The sequence below is a fragment of the Pseudomonas paeninsulae genome, assembly GCF_035621475.1.
GTDB classification, from domain to species: domain Bacteria; phylum Pseudomonadota; class Gammaproteobacteria; order Pseudomonadales; family Pseudomonadaceae; genus Aquipseudomonas; species Aquipseudomonas paeninsulae.
The window spans coordinates 2,193,949-2,207,761 of sequence record NZ_CP141799.1 but is presented as its reverse complement, the minus strand read 5'-3'; the positions used below and the strand labels follow the sequence as shown (position 1 = coordinate 2,207,761).

The 13,813-nt window shown below is 61.7% G+C and carries 11 protein-coding genes; 6 read left to right on the top strand and 5 right to left on the bottom strand.

What is annotated here, in order from left to right; translation table 11 throughout:
* Positions 1-164: 164 nt before the first annotated feature.
* From acs to VCJ09_RS10265, 3 genes are all read right to left on the bottom strand, one after another.
* Entirely contained in the window at positions 165-2,120 is a 1,956-nt protein-coding gene (gene acs / locus VCJ09_RS10275; protein ID WP_079201718.1) for an acetate--CoA ligase, read from the bottom strand.
* 420 nt (positions 2,121-2,540) lie between these two features.
* Positions 2,541-3,131 (bottom strand): hypothetical protein, encoded by a 591-nt coding sequence (locus tag VCJ09_RS10270; RefSeq protein ID WP_324734226.1) that lies wholly within the window; start codon positions 3,129-3,131, stop codon positions 2,541-2,543.
* A gap of 103 nt (positions 3,132-3,234) precedes the next feature.
* The gene (locus VCJ09_RS10265; protein WP_324734225.1) at positions 3,235-4,788 is read right to left on the bottom strand and encodes a sigma-54-dependent transcriptional regulator; all 1,554 of its coding nucleotides are present in this window, start codon (positions 4,786-4,788) and stop codon (positions 3,235-3,237) included.
* Between the two features lie 253 nt (positions 4,789-5,041).
* Here VCJ09_RS10265 and phhA point away from each other — a divergent pair, with 253 nt between their 5' ends.
* From phhA to ggpS, 6 genes are all read left to right on the top strand, one after another.
* Positions 5,042-5,827: a phenylalanine 4-monooxygenase gene (gene phhA / locus VCJ09_RS10260; RefSeq protein WP_324734224.1), complete on the top strand. Its 786-nt coding sequence runs from the start codon at positions 5,042-5,044 to the stop codon at positions 5,825-5,827.
* Positions 5,828-5,949: 122 nt separating this feature from the next.
* Positions 5,950-6,303, top strand: a complete 354-nt coding sequence (locus VCJ09_RS10255; RefSeq protein WP_324734222.1) for a 4a-hydroxytetrahydrobiopterin dehydratase — start codon at positions 5,950-5,952, stop codon at positions 6,301-6,303.
* Positions 6,300-7,499, top strand: coding sequence for an amino acid aminotransferase (locus VCJ09_RS10250; protein WP_324734221.1), 1,200 nt, complete (start codon positions 6,300-6,302; stop codon positions 7,497-7,499). The genes VCJ09_RS10255 and VCJ09_RS10250 overlap by 4 nt, the downstream gene beginning before the upstream one ends.
* Positions 7,500-7,704: 205 nt before the next feature.
* Complete coding sequence (locus tag VCJ09_RS10245; RefSeq protein ID WP_324734220.1) at positions 7,705-9,042, top strand: DUF2254 domain-containing protein; 1,338 nt, start codon at positions 7,705-7,707, stop codon at positions 9,040-9,042.
* Between the two features lie 164 nt (positions 9,043-9,206).
* Positions 9,207-10,481 carry an MFS transporter gene (locus tag VCJ09_RS10240; RefSeq protein ID WP_324734219.1) on the top strand — a complete coding sequence of 425 codons (1,275 nt, stop codon included), beginning with the start codon at positions 9,207-9,209 and terminating at the stop codon, positions 10,479-10,481.
* Between the two features lie 98 nt (positions 10,482-10,579).
* Positions 10,580-12,841: a glucosylglycerol-phosphate synthase gene (ggpS, locus tag VCJ09_RS10235; protein ID WP_324734218.1), complete on the top strand. Its 2,262-nt coding sequence runs from the start codon at positions 10,580-10,582 to the stop codon at positions 12,839-12,841.
* A 112-nt stretch (positions 12,842-12,953) separates the two neighbouring features.
* Here the strand turns inward: ggpS and VCJ09_RS10230 are convergent, their stop codons facing one another.
* The gene (locus VCJ09_RS10230) at positions 12,954-13,370 is read right to left on the bottom strand and encodes a VOC family protein (protein WP_324734217.1); all 417 of its coding nucleotides are present in this window, start codon (positions 13,368-13,370) and stop codon (positions 12,954-12,956) included.
* Positions 13,371-13,381: 11 nt separating this feature from the next.
* Positions 13,382-13,807 (bottom strand): YciI family protein, encoded by a 426-nt coding sequence (locus VCJ09_RS10225; RefSeq protein ID WP_324734216.1) that lies wholly within the window; start codon positions 13,805-13,807, stop codon positions 13,382-13,384.
* Positions 13,808-13,813 lie beyond the last annotated feature (6 nt).

Genomic DNA, 13,813 nt, shown 5'->3' with positions numbered 1-13,813 from the left:
CGCGCACCTCGGTAGCGCGCAAGCTTAGCGCCGATGGATCAACCGGAAACGTTAAAGGGCGCGCTTGCGCAGCAGTGCCGCCACGGCAGCAGAGGGTACTAACAGAAAGCAAAACGCCCCGCTTCGGCTTGTGGCCGAGGCGGGGCGTAGATTGCCGGTGCCGATTAGGCGACCTGCATGTCGCGATGAGTATCGATGAGGTGTTGCACCACGCCAGGATCGGCCAGCGTGGAGATATCGCCGAGTGCATCGTATTCGCCGGTCGCGATCTTGCGCAGGATGCGGCGCATGATCTTGCCCGAGCGAGTCTTCGGCAAACCGGGAGCCCACTGGATCACATCCGGCGAGGCGATCGGACCGATCTCCTTGCGCACCCAGTTCTTCAATTCCTGACGCAGTTGCTCGGAAGGCTCCTGGCCACCGTTAAGGGTGACGTAGACGTAGATGCCCTGCCCCTTGATGTCGTGCGGCACACCGACCACTGCGGCTTCAGCCACTTTCGGGTGAGCAACCACGGCGCTTTCAATTTCGGCGGTACCCATGCGGTGACCGGAGACATTGAGCACGTCATCCACCCGACCGGTAATCCAGTAGTAACCGTCTTCGTCACGGCGAGCACCGTCACCGGTGAAATACATGCCTTTGAAGGTCTTGAAGTAGGTATCGACGAAACGGTCGTGGTCGCCGTACAGGGTACGCGCCTGACCCGGCCAGGAGTCGATGATCACCAGGTTGCCCTCGGCGACACCCTCCAACAGGTTACCCATATTATCTACCAGGCCCGGCTGCACGCCGAAGAACGGCCGTGCCGCCGAGCCGGGTTTGAGGTCATGAGCCCCGGGCAACGGGGTCATCAAGGTGGCGCCGGTTTCAGTCTGCCACCAGGTGTCGACGATCGGGCAGCGACTCTGGCCGACGGTCTCGTAGTACCAATGCCAGGCTTCCGGGTTGATCGGCTCGCCCACCGAACCGAGCAGGCGCAGGCTGGAACCGTCGAAGCCCTCCACCGCCGCCTGACCCTGGGCCATCATGGCGCGGATCGCGGTCGGTGCGGTGTAGAGGATATTGACCTGGTGCTTGTCGATGATCTTGGCGACGCGGCTAATGTCCGGGTAGTTCGGCACACCCTCGAACAGCACGATAGTGGCGGCGTTGGCCAGCGGCCCGTAGACGTTGTAGCTGTGACCGGTAACCCAGCCGATGTCGGCAGTGCACCAGAACACCTCACCCGGCTTGTAGTCGAACACCCGCTCATGGGTCATCGCGGCATACAACAGGTAACCCCCGGTGGTGTGCAGCACGCCCTTGGGCTTGCCGGTGGAACCGGAGGTATAAAGGATGAACAGCGCCTCCTCGGCGCCCATTTCCTTAGGTGCACAGACACTGCCGGCGACCTGCATCAGGTCTTCGTACCAGATGTCGCGGTGCTGGTTCCACTTGATCTCGCCACCGGTGCGCCGGCAGACGATAACCTTCTGCACGCTGGCGGTTTCCGGATTGGTCAAGGCGTCGTCGACATTCTCCTTCAGCGGAATGCTCTTGCCGCCGCGCAGGCCTTCGTCGGCGGTGATCACCACCTTGGACTTGCAGTCGATGATCCGCCCAGCCAGCGCCTCGGGAGAGAAGCCGCCGAACACCACCGAGTGGATGGCGCCAATACGTGCACAAGCAAGCATGGCCACCACTGCTTCCGGGATCATCGGCATGTAGATGGTCACCACGTCGCCACGGTGCACGTCCTGGCCGCGCAGGGCGTTAGCAAGCTTGCACACCTGCTCATGCAACTCGCGGTAAGTGATGTGCTTGTGCTCGGAAGGATCATCGCCCTCCCAGATGATTGCCACCCGATCGCCATGCTCTTCCAGGTGACGGTCCAGGCAGTTGTAGGAAACGTTGAGAGTGCCGTCGGCGAACCACTTGATATCGACGTGATGGTCATCGAAGGAGGTCTGCTTGACCTTGGTGAACGGCTTGATCCAGTCCAGCCGCTGGGCCTGCTCACGCCAGAAGCCGTCGGGGTTGATCACCGACTGCTGATACATGGCTTTGTAGGTGGCTTCGTCGGTAAACGACTGAGCCGCCACCTCTGGGCGTACGGGATAGAGGGACGCAGCACTCATTGGATAGACCTCGGTGAGTAGTTGTTTTTCTATGGGGCATTTTGTAACCAGATACCCCTACTTGGGCCATTCGACCATGGTATTACCGCTCTACAACCATGGTCTTGCTCCACTGACAGCCCGCAAAGGCGCTGCAAGCATGTCCCTGCGCGGTGAAAATTTAGGCCGTCAGCCGCGCACGTCTGGTGGCGGCCACAGTAGGCGAGCGCCCTAAAGTAAAGCCGCTGCACGAGCAGCCACCAGGCGCCGCAGCAACTGCAACAGAGCCGCCAAACGCTCGACAGGATAGATTGCAGATGAAAAAAAGGCGACCCAGAGGCCGCCTACCCAAACACTCCGCAAGCGGAATGGAGAACAACTTACATCCAGATCACGCAGGATTCGGACAGCTACAGTCTCCCCCAGCCACTTGTATGCAGGCTATTGCGCCAAGGTCTTGCAAGACTCGGCCCCAGCCTCAGCGCGCCCGGCCTCGCTCACTGCCCGCACCACGACCAGCGCCACGCCAGCGGCCAGCAACAACAGCGCGGCGAAGCCCGCCATGATATGTAGATAAGGCATGCCATGGTTCCACGGCCGCGCCACCCCGAGGAAGGCAGCGAACAGCCAGCCACTCATCGACAGCGCCCCCAACAGACCGAGGCGCAAGCGGGCCGGACCGGGCAAGGCGACGAAGGGAGCCTGGTGCAACAGCGGAAAACCGTTGCGGTGCAATAGCAGGCCGTTGAGACTCAACAGCACCACCACCGTGCCCTTGGCCCAAAGTTTCTGATTGAGTAGATAGGCCATGCCTTCAGAGAAATAACCTTGCGCCACCAGCGCCAGCCCGGTTAGCCACAGGGCCAGCAGCGCCAGACCAACCACCTGTTGAACCTCGGCCAACTGGGCGCGCTTGCTCGCATCCAACCAATCCCGGCGCCAGCGCCAGAGCTTGTGGTCGGCCGTCAACAGGGTACCGAGGGCGACGCAGGTGGCGAGTAGATGGCTGTAGACGAGCAGCGTTTTGAGCATGATTTACCTTCTTGTTGTTCGGCCAGGCGCTCCCTGCGGCAAAATATTGAAGGCGAATGATGCAAGTTATCATTTGTATCCGCAAGAAACATTATGGAACGCACTACTCCTTGCCCAACCCGTGCTGACGCAGTTTGTTGGCGATGGTGGTGTGCGATACGCCGAGGCGCTTGCCCAGTTGCCGGCTGCTCGGATGTTCATGATACAGCCGCTCCAACACGGCCTTCTCGAAGCGCCCAAGGATGTCATCCAGGCCGCCTTCCAGCGAGAACGCGCCCAACGGCTGCGGTGCGCCGTAGTCCGGCAGGCGGATATGGTCGAGCTTGACCGTACCGCCCTCGCACAGCGACACCGCCTGGAATAGTACGTTTTCCAACTGGCGCACATTGCCTGGCCAATGATAGTGGCCGAGCTTGTCCAGCACCTGCGGGGCCAGCTTGGGCAACGGGCAACCGATCTGCCGGCTGGCCGAATCGAGGAAGTGCTCGACCAGCGGTGCCAACCCGTCCAGGCATTCGCGCAGCGGCGGGATATGCAGGCTGAGCACGTTGAGCCGATGGTAGAGGTCCTGGCGGAATTCGCCCTTGGCGCACAGCTCGGACAGATCGACCTGGGTGGCGCAGACCACCCGCACGTCCAGGTACACCTCCTCGTCGCTGCCGACCCGGCGGAAGCCGCCGTCCTGCAAGAAACGCAGCAACTTGGCCTGCAGGCGCGGGCTCATCTCGCCGACGCCATCGAGGAACAGCGTGCCGCCGGCCGTCAATTCCAGCAGGCCGAGCTTGCCCTCCGGCCGCGCGCCCTCGAAGGCGCCGGGGCCATAGCCGAACAGCTCGGTCTCGGCCATGGATTCCGGCAGTCCTGCACAATTCAACGCCATGAACGGCGACTGTCCGCGCGGGCTGGCCAGGTGGCAGGCGCGCGCCAGCAGTTCCTTGCCGGTGCCGGTCTCGCCCTCGATCAGCAGCGGCGCATCCAGCGGCGCCATGCGCCGCGCCTCGCGCACCACCGCAGCCATCACCCTGGAACTCTGGAAGATGCTGTCGAAGCCGCGCAGTTCCTGCTTGCGCACATGGTAGATGCGCTCGCCGACCCGATCCGCCCGGTGCAGGGTGAGCACCGCACCGGCCAGGGCATCGCTCTCGTCGTGTTCGGTCTGCAAGGGCGCGATGTCGGCGAGGAACACATCGCCCTTGACCTTGACCCGCAGGCCATTGATCCGCGACTTGTTGGCCCGCACCAACTCAGGCAGGTCGAAATCTTCGGCGTAACGCGACAGCGCAATCCCCGGCACCTCATCCACGCGCACGCCAAGCAACTGCGCGGCCGCGCGGTTGGCCGCCACTATCGAACCGCCCATGTCGATCGACAGCACCGGAAACTCCAGGGCGCCGAGCAAGGCGTTCAATTCCAGATGACGGCGCTCGCTGGGCATCAGGCCGACGCGCTTGACCCCGAAGACCCCGGGGATCGCCTCCAGCTTCGGCCGCAGGGCCTGGAACTGCAGGTTGATCAGATTCGGGCAGAGCATATAGATGGCGTTGCCCTGCTCACCGCCGACCTCGCCACGGGCGACGTTGATGCCGTACTCAACCAGCAGGTTGAGGATGTCGCGCAGAATACCGATCCGGTTTTGACAGTGAATCTTGATACGCATGGCAGGCCCTGAGCACATTTTCTGATAGCAGAGCGTCGGAAATCGACTAACTCGCCTTATTATTCGTCAAGAATATGTGACAGATTAGTCCAGCAGCAACACGATAATTGGCTGAGCCGCCAGCAACGTAACCTTTTCTTTACGAAATTCCCGCCTTAGCCCTTCCCCGCCGCCGCATTCACTGCTGCGCAACCTCACAACCTGGGGTATCCATTGTCCAATATAACAACGACAGATCCAGCAGGAGGCAGTGATGAAGAGCACGCAGTATGTGGCTCGGCAACCGGATGAAAGCGGTTTTATCCACTACGGCGAAGCCGAGCATCAGGTGTGGAACACCCTGATCACCCGGCAACTCAAGGTGATCGAAGGCCGTGCTTGTCAGGAGTATCTGGACGGCATCGAGCAACTCGGCCTGCCCCATGAGCGTATCCCACAGCTCGATGAAGTGAATCGGGTGTTGCAAGCCGCCACCGGCTGGCGCGTCGCCCGGGTGCCGGCGCTGATTCCGTTCCAGACCTTCTTCGAACTGTTGGCCAGCCAGCAATTCCCGGTCGCCACCTTTATCCGCAGCCCCAAGGAACTGGACTACCTGCAGGAGCCTGACATCTTTCACGAGATCTTCGGCCACTGCCCGTTGCTGACCAACCCCTGGTTCGCCGAGTTCACCCACACCTACGGCAAGCTCGGCCTCAAGGCCACAAAAGAACAGCGCGTCTACCTCGCTCGCTTGTACTGGCTGACCATCGAGTTCGGCCTGGTCGACACCAGCCAGGGTCGCCGGATCTATGGCGGCGGCATCCTCTCCTCGCCGAAAGAAGCCGTCTACAGCCTGTCCGGGGAACCCGAGCACCTGCCATTCGATCCGATCGAGGCCATGCGCACGCCTTACCGCATCGACATCCTGCAACCGCTGTACTACGTCTTGCCGGAACTCAAGCATCTGTTCGAACTGGCTCACCAGGACATCATGGGCATGGTCCAGCAGGCCATGCAGATGGGCCTGCACGCGCCGAAATTTCCGCCGAAAGCGGCGTAGGCTGGAGACGCCGCTTGCGGCTTATTCACCATTACCCCGAGGGGCGGAAAACGCTTCACGGCTTTCCACGGGGTGGCCATCCACCCTACGCTTTGCCCACCCTTTGCCCTGGAGAATCCCCTATGAGCCTTGCCCAAGCCCAATGCGAAGCCTGCCGCGCCGACGCCCCGAAAGTCTCGGACGAGGAGCTGGCCGAGCTGATCCGCGAGATCCCCGACTGGAACATCGAAGTCCGTGACGACCACATGGAGCTGGAGCGGGTGTTTCTGTTCAAGAACTTCCGCCATGCCCTGGCATTCACCAACGCGGTCGGCGCCATCGCCGAGGAAGTCGGCCACCACCCAGCCCTGCTCACCGAGTGGGGCAAGGTCACCGTGACCTGGTGGAGCCACGAAATGCGCGGCCTGCACCGCAACGACTTCATCATGGCCGCGCGCACCGATGTGCTCGCCGGCAACGCCGAGGGCCGCAAGTGAGCCATTTCGCCCAGATTGCACGGGTGCCTGGCGACCCGATTCTCGGCCTGATGGAGGCGTATCGCGCCGACCGCAACCCGGCCAAGCTCGACCTCGGCGTGGGCGTGTACAAGGACGCCCAGGGCCTGACGCCGGTTCCGCGAGCGGTAAAGCTGGCCGAGCAGCGCCTGGTCGACAGCGAAACCAGCAAGAGCTATATCGGTGGCCACGGCGATGCCTTGTTTTGCAGCCACCTGACCAAGCTGGTGCTCGGCGCCGACAGCCACCTGCTGGAACATCAGCGCGCGGCGGCCAGCCAGACACCCGGCGGCACCGGTGCCCTGCGCCTGGCTGCAGACTTTCTCCGCCACTGCCTGCCGGGTCGCGGTATCTGGCTGAGCGATCCGACCTGGCCGATCCATGAAACCATCTTTGCCGAGGCAGGGCTGCGCGTCGGACACTATCCTTATGTCGGCGCCGACAACCGGCTCAACGTCGAGGCGATGATCGCCGCGCTCAGCCACTTGCCTCAAGGCGATGTGGTGCTGCTGCACGCCTGTTGCCATAACCCGACCGGTTTCGACCTCGGCCAGGATGACTGGCGCCGCGTGCTGGAGGTGGTCAAGGCGCGCGAGCTGCTGCCGCTGATCGACTTCGCCTACCAGGGCTTCGGCGACGGCCTGGAGCAGGACGCCTGGGCCGTGCGCCGGTTCGCTGCCGAGCTGCCCGAGTTGCTGATCACCAGTTCCTGCTCGAAGAACTTCGGCCTCTACCGCGAGCGCACCGGCGCCCTGCTGGTTTGTAGCGCCGACGCGGAAAAACTGTTGGATGTGCGCAGCCAACTGGCCTCCATCGCCCGCAACCTGTGGTCGACGCCACCGGCCCACGGCGCGGCCGTGGTCGCCACCATCCTCGCTGATGTCGAGCTCAAGGCCCTGTGGAGCAACGAGTTGGAAAGCATGCGCCAACGGGTGGTCAGCCTGCGTCATGGTCTGATCGAGGCCTTGCAGCCCTATGGCCTGGCCGAGCGCTTCGCCCATATTGCCGTGCAACGCGGGATGTTCTCCTACACCGGCTTGTCGCCCCAGCAGGTGCAGCGCCTGCGTGCGGAGTACAGCGTGTATCTGGTCGGCAGCGGCAGGGCCAACGTCGCCGGTTTGGATAGCGAACGCCTGGATGCCTTGGCCCAGGCAATCGCCCGAGTGTGCTCAAGCTAATTGCTCGATGCCGCCAGCCGGCATGATGGCGAAGCGGTTACCCAGCGGTAGCCGCTGCGCTGCGAGGATCGTTACGCTCCAGAGCAATTCCGCTGTCTTGCTACCCGGGTCGGCGGAGGCGTCACACGAGCTGAGCTGGGGCCACGGAACTCGTGATTATAGTTGTATAGTTTGACCAACCCCCTTGGTCAGCACGAGACAACCAGTGGTCCACCCAGCCAACCTGTTCTTTCGCACCTACCACCGCGTCACTCACAGCCTGGCGTTCTTCCCCACGCTGATAGCCGTGGGGTTCTTACTGCTGTGCATATTGAACATGGCCATTGAATACCAGCCCTGGCTGATGGCGCTCAAACAGCGGTTCGACTTCGGCCTGGTGCGCAACCCCGACAATGCCCGGTTGATTCTCGGCACCCTGGTCGGCGGCATCCTGACATTGATGGTGTTCAGCTTTTCGATGGTCATGGTGGTGCTCAATAATGCCTCTGCATCCCTATCGCCACGGGTAATCCCAGGCCTGATCAGCAGCAAGAGTCACCAGAAGACTCTGGGCTTTTACCTCGGCACCATCCTCTACGCCCTGCTGTTGATCACCACCATCGAGCAGACCGAGCAATATCAGGCCCCCAGCCTAGGCGTGCTGATTACGCTGGGGCTGGCTATCGCCTGCCTGGGTCTGTTCGTGCACTTCATCCGCTCCATCTCGCAATCGATCCAAGTCGAATACATCCTCAACAACCTCTACGCCACCACCCTGGAGAAGCTCACCAGCCGCGTGGACAAACTGCTCGACACCGGCGTGCTGCCTGCCTGGCCGGCAGACCAAGGGTGGGTGGTGGTCAATGCGCAACGCAGCGGTTATTTCAAGACGCTCAATATCCACACCCTCAACCGGCTGCTGGTAGACAATGACCTGCGCATGACCGTGCTGATCCATCGCGGCTTTTTCGTCATGCCCGGCCACCCGCTGCTCAAACTCGAGCGCAAAGTTGACGACGAACTGTGCCAGCAACTGCTCGATTGCTTCGACTTCTTCGTCGAGCAATACGCCAGCACGCATTACGTATTTGGCTGCCAGCAAATTTCCGAAATTGCCGTGAAAGCCCTGAGTCCCGGCATCAACGATCCATGCACCGCCATTACCGCTATCGACATGCTCAGCGTGCTGTTCTGCAAGCGCCTGCAGTTGCCCGACCTGGACTGCGCGCCGCTGACGGACGAAGCCCCCCGTGTATTTTTCTTCGAACTATCGCTGGACCAACTGCTCCAGCAGATTTTCGGCCCGATACGCACCTATGGCAGCAGCGACCCCCAGGTACTGACCAACCTGCTAGAGGCGTTCAAGAACCTGATGTTTCAAAACCCTCGCGCCCACCACCAAGCCGAGCTGATCACGCACGCACGCAGTGTCGTGGAAACAGCCGACCGGCATATTGCCATTCGACGCGACCGTGAGGAGTTGAATGACATGATCGAACGCTTCAACAAGGTCGCCGGGCTCTCACCGCCAGCGCTAGCGCCGCTGCAGCTCGAGCAACGCTGAGCAGAACGCGCACCGGAATGGTGCGGATTCTGCCAATAGAAAAGCCAGCAACCGCCTGTCAGACTATTTTTTATATATAAATCAACAGATTAGCAGCACGCCCTAAAAACCATGGCGCGCTTCCTGCTTGCTATCAAAGCCATAGTCCCCTAGGGTAGATCGCCATGTGGTCCCTGATTGCCCCTATCAGCTCATTGCTCGGTGGGGTTGCTTTACTCCTCCTCGGCAATGGCCTGCTCAACACCCTACTGACCCTGCGTGGCGTCGCCGAAGGCTACTCCACCGGGATGCTCGGACTGATCATGTCCGGGTACTTCGTCGGTTTTCTCCTTGGCACCTGGCTAGCGATTCCGCTGGTTCGTCGCGTTGGGCATATTCGTGTGTTTGCCTTTTGTGCCGCGCTGGCGGCCATCACCGCGCTACTCCATGTCCTGATCATCAACCCCTGGGTCTGGCTGGGTTTGCGCGTGCTCTATGGCCTGGCGCTGGTCGGCCTGTACATGGTGATCGAGAGCTGGCTCAACGCTCAGGTGCCCGACGGCAAGCGCGGCCAGGTGTTCGCCCTGTATATGGTGGTGAATCTCGGCGCGCTGGCGGCGGCGCAGCAACTGCTCAACCTGGCCGACCCCAGCGAATTCACACTCTTCGTGCTCGCCGCCATTTTGATCAGCATGGCGCTGATGCCAATCACCCTGACCCGCCAGATTCAGCCCAGCGTCCCTGAAACCCTGCACACCAACCTGCGCCAGATCGTCAGTATCGCACCTGTGGCAATTGCAGCCGCGGGGCTATCTGGCCTGGCCTTGAGCGCGTTCTGGGCCATGGCCCCGGTGTATGCCAGCCTCAACGGCTTCGATGCCACCGGCGTTGGCCTGTTGATGAGCACTGCGATTCTCGGCGGCGCCTTACTGCAATGGCCGATCGGTATTTATTCCGACAAGCATGACCGCCGCCTGGTGCTTTTCTGGGTAGTGGCGCTATCGGTAGCCGTGGCCCTGCTGATGAGCGTATTGCCGGCCGGACGCCTGTTGCTTGGACTGATCTTCGTCTGGGGCGGCCTGGCCTTCGCCATTTACCCGATCGCTGTGGCGCAGCTGATCGACCAGTTGCACCCCGATGAAATTCTCGCCGGATCCAGCAGTCTACTGATGGTTAATGGTATTGGTTCTGTCTGTGGGCCACTACTGGCCGGCTTGCTCATGCAGCACCTGGGTGCCCAGGCGCTGCCACTGTACTTCGCCGCCACCCTCGGCGTGCTCGCGGCTTATACCTTCTACCGCTTGCGCCACGTCACTGACTTGGTCAGCGAGCCGCATGCGCACTTCATGCCGATGCTGCGCACCAGCCATACCGTGCTGGAACTGATGCCCGACGCACCGCCGTCGCACGACGTCAGCGAGGAGCCCACCACCGAATCAGAGCAGGAGCAGACCAACTAGCTTCTGCCCAACAAAAGAGGTGACCGCCGTGAGGCGAGTCCACCCAACACTTTGCACGTCGGCCCATGTCGGCGCGTCAACTGCATAGGAGACTGCGCATGTTACTTGCCACCGATCTCGATGGAACCTTTCTCGCCGGTGACCCCGAGGATCGTTTAAGCCTTTATCAAATCATCGCCGCCCACCCGGAAATCCAACTGGCCTACGTCACCGGCCGCAGCCTGGAGTCGGTACTGCCCCTGCTGGCCGACCCAACCCTGCCACAGCCGGACTTCATCATCTCCGATGTCGGCGCCAGCTTTACTCACGGCGACACCCTGCAGCCAATCCAGCCGCTGCAAAGCATGGTCGATGCGCTCTGGCCCGGCGAGAGCCAGGTTGCCAGTGCCATCGAAGGCTTCGCTCTGGAGCGCCAGGACGTGCCGCAGATGCGCCGTTGTTCCTACTTCTGCACGCCGGAAGAGGCCGCCAATCCGGCCCTGCTTGCCGCCGCCCAATCGCTCGGCTGCGACCTGCTCTATTCGGCCGAACGCTTTCTCGACTTCCTGCCTCAGGGCGTCAACAAAGGCAGCAGCCTGCAAGCCCTGGTTGACTGGCTGGAGCTGGACAATGATCAGGTGCTGGCCGCTGGCGACAGCTTCAACGACCTGAGCATGCTCAACGGTGACTTCAACAGTGTCTGCGTCGGCGATTCGGAAGCCGATCTGCTGCAAGCTACCGAGACGCACTCGCGCACGCTGCACGCCAGCCGCTCCGGTTGCGGCGGAATTCTCCAGGCGTTCGCCCACTTCGGTTACCTCGGCGAGCACGGTATCGCCGCCGAACGGCGTATCGCCGCCGCACCCGGCAAGTCGGAGTTGGTGATGGTCTACCACCGCCTGCCCTATGAAGAACACCGCGTCGACGGCAAACTGCAACGCCGCCGCCCGACCTCGCCGAACGGCATCATCCCCACCCTGCTGAGTTTTTTCGGCGACGGTCGCCCTGGCTCCTGGGTCGCCTGGGCCGTGCATGAGGAAGGTGATGAAACCTTCGACATCCACACCACCGTAGACGCCGAGCGCTACCCCAAGCTCAAGGCCGCCAGGGTCAAACTGAGCAAGGAAGAGGTCGACATCTTCTACAAGCGCTTCTCCAAGGAAGCCTTCTGGCCGACCCTGCACACCTTCTGGGAACGCGCCACCTTCAACGAAGACGACTGGCAGGTGTTCCTCAAGGTCAACCGCGCCTTCGCCGAGCGCACTGCACTGGAAGCCGCCGAAGGGGCCATCGTCTGGCTACATGACTACAACCTGTGGATGGTGCCCGGCTATCTGCGCGAGTTGCGCCCGGATCTGCGCATCGCCTTCTTCCACCACACCTATTTCCCCTCGGCGGACGTGTTCAACGTACTACCGTGGCGCAAGCAGATCATCGGCAGCCTGCTGCAATGCGATTACATCGGCTTTCACATCCCGCGTCAGGTGGAGAACTTCGTCGACGTGGCACGCGGCGTGACTCCGCTGCAAACCGTTAGCCGGCAGAATTGCGCCCCGCGCTTCATCACCTATGGCTGCGCCGTGGGCCTGGAGCGCATGACCACCGCCGTCGACACCGGCAGTCGCATCGTCAAACTAGGCGCACACCCGGTCGGCCTGGATATGGGGCGGATCAGCAGCGCCCTGGCGCAACCGAAGATTCAGGAGCAGATGGCCAACCTGCGCAAAGAACTCAGCGGCCTGAAACTGATCCTATCGGTGGAACGCCTCGACTACACCAAGGGCATCCTGGAAAAACTCAAGGCCTTCGAGCGCCTGCTGGAGGACAACCCGGAGCTGCTGGGTAAGGTCACCCTGGTCAGCATCTGCGTACCGGCTGCCAGTGAAATGACCATTTATGACGAACTGCAAGCGCAGATCGAGCAAGCCGTAGGCCGCATCAACGGACGCTTCGCCCACATCGGCTGGACCCCAGTACAGTTCTTCTTCCGCAGTTTCCCGTTCGATCAAGTGGTGGCCTGGTACGCCATGGCCGACGTAATGTGGATCACCCCACTGCGCGACGGCCTCAACCTGGTGGCCAAGGAGTTCGTCGCCACCCAGGGCCTGCTCGAAGGCCATGGTGTGCTGGCACTCTCGGAGTTCGCTGGCGCCGCCGCCGAGCTCAAGGGCGCGCTGCTGACCAATCCGCACGACACCGCGGATCTGGCGCAAGTCTGCTACCTGGCGCTGAACATGCCCAAGACCGAAGCTCAGGCGCGCCTGCGCGAACTGTTCGATATCGTCAACTACAACGACATCCGTCGCTGGGGCGATGAATTCCTCGCCGGCGTAGCCGAACCGGCTGAACAGCCACAAGCAGTGCTGACGCTGACCGGCTAAGGCATGCGCAGCAAAGCGTTTGCTTGCACCAGCTCCGGGTCATCCCCGGGGCGCACGGCGCATCCTGCGGATCGCAATATCCCGTCGGGTGCGCACCCATGTGCCCGGAAACTCAGTCCATCTGGCTCACCGTGCAATTGATCATCCAGGACACGCCGAAGCGGTCGGTGAGCATGGCGAAGCGCGTGGCCCAGAAGGTCTGCTGCAGCTCCATCTGCACCGAACCCTGAGCAGACAGCGCGGCATACAGACGCTCGGCTTCGGGCACATTGTCCACCTGCAGCGAAATCGAACAGCCCTTGATGCCTTCGTACGGGCATTGCGGGGTGCTGTCGGAGGCCATCAGCAGCTGGTCGCCCACCGTCAGGCAGACATGCATGATGCGCTGGTGGAACTCCGCCGGAATGTCGCCGACGTCCGGGCTTTGCGCGTAGCGCATCATTTCCAGGGTGCCACCCAGGCACTCGGCGTAGAAGTTGAAAGCGGCCTCGCATTGGCCGTCGAACGTCAGGTAGGCATTGATTTTCATAAAAACTCTCCTCAGTCGTGAAGGTCGATACGCGCGCGTATACGGGCTTCCTGCTCGCGCAACTCGGGGGTGAATTCGGCGCCAAAATCTTCGGCGTCGAATAGCTGACGAATCTCGATTTCCGACTCGCCGGGCATGAGGTTAGGACAGCGCTGCACCCACTTAATGCATTCTTGCAATGAAGCTACCTGGAAGATCCAGAAACCGGCGATCAGTTCCTTGGTTTCCATGAAGGGACCGTCGGTCACGCTGAGCTGGCTGCCGGAAAACTTCACCCGCGCGCCCTTGGCACTGGGTTGCAAGCCCTCGCCGGCGAGCATCACGCCCGCCTCGAGCAGTTCCTCGTTGTAGCGCCCCATGGCCGCCAGCAACTCTTCGCTGGGCATCACCCCGGCTTCAGAGTCTGCGGTTGCCTTGACTATCACCATAAAACGCATCGTCGT

Coding starts and splice junctions, on each gene's coding strand:
- VCJ09_RS10255 (WP_324734222.1), top strand. CDS start 5,950: ATGAGCCTTGCCCAAGCCCAATGCGAAGCCTGCCGCGCCGACGCCCCG.
- phhA (WP_324734224.1), top strand. CDS start 5,042: ATGAAGAGCACGCAGTATGTGGCTCGGCAACCGGATGAAAGCGGTTTT.
- acs (WP_079201718.1), bottom strand. CDS start 2,120: ATGAGTGCTGCGTCCCTCTATCCCGTACGCCCAGAGGTGGCGGCTCAG.
- ggpS (WP_324734218.1), top strand. CDS start 10,580: ATGTTACTTGCCACCGATCTCGATGGAACCTTTCTCGCCGGTGACCCC.
- VCJ09_RS10265 (WP_324734225.1), bottom strand. CDS start 4,788: ATGCGTATCAAGATTCACTGTCAAAACCGGATCGGTATTCTGCGCGAC.
- VCJ09_RS10225 (WP_324734216.1), bottom strand. CDS start 13,807: ATGCGTTTTATGGTGATAGTCAAGGCAACCGCAGACTCTGAAGCCGGG.
- VCJ09_RS10240 (WP_324734219.1), top strand. CDS start 9,207: ATGTGGTCCCTGATTGCCCCTATCAGCTCATTGCTCGGTGGGGTTGCT.
- VCJ09_RS10230 (WP_324734217.1), bottom strand. CDS start 13,370: ATGAAAATCAATGCCTACCTGACGTTCGACGGCCAATGCGAGGCCGCT.
- VCJ09_RS10270 (WP_324734226.1), bottom strand. CDS start 3,131: ATGCTCAAAACGCTGCTCGTCTACAGCCATCTACTCGCCACCTGCGTC.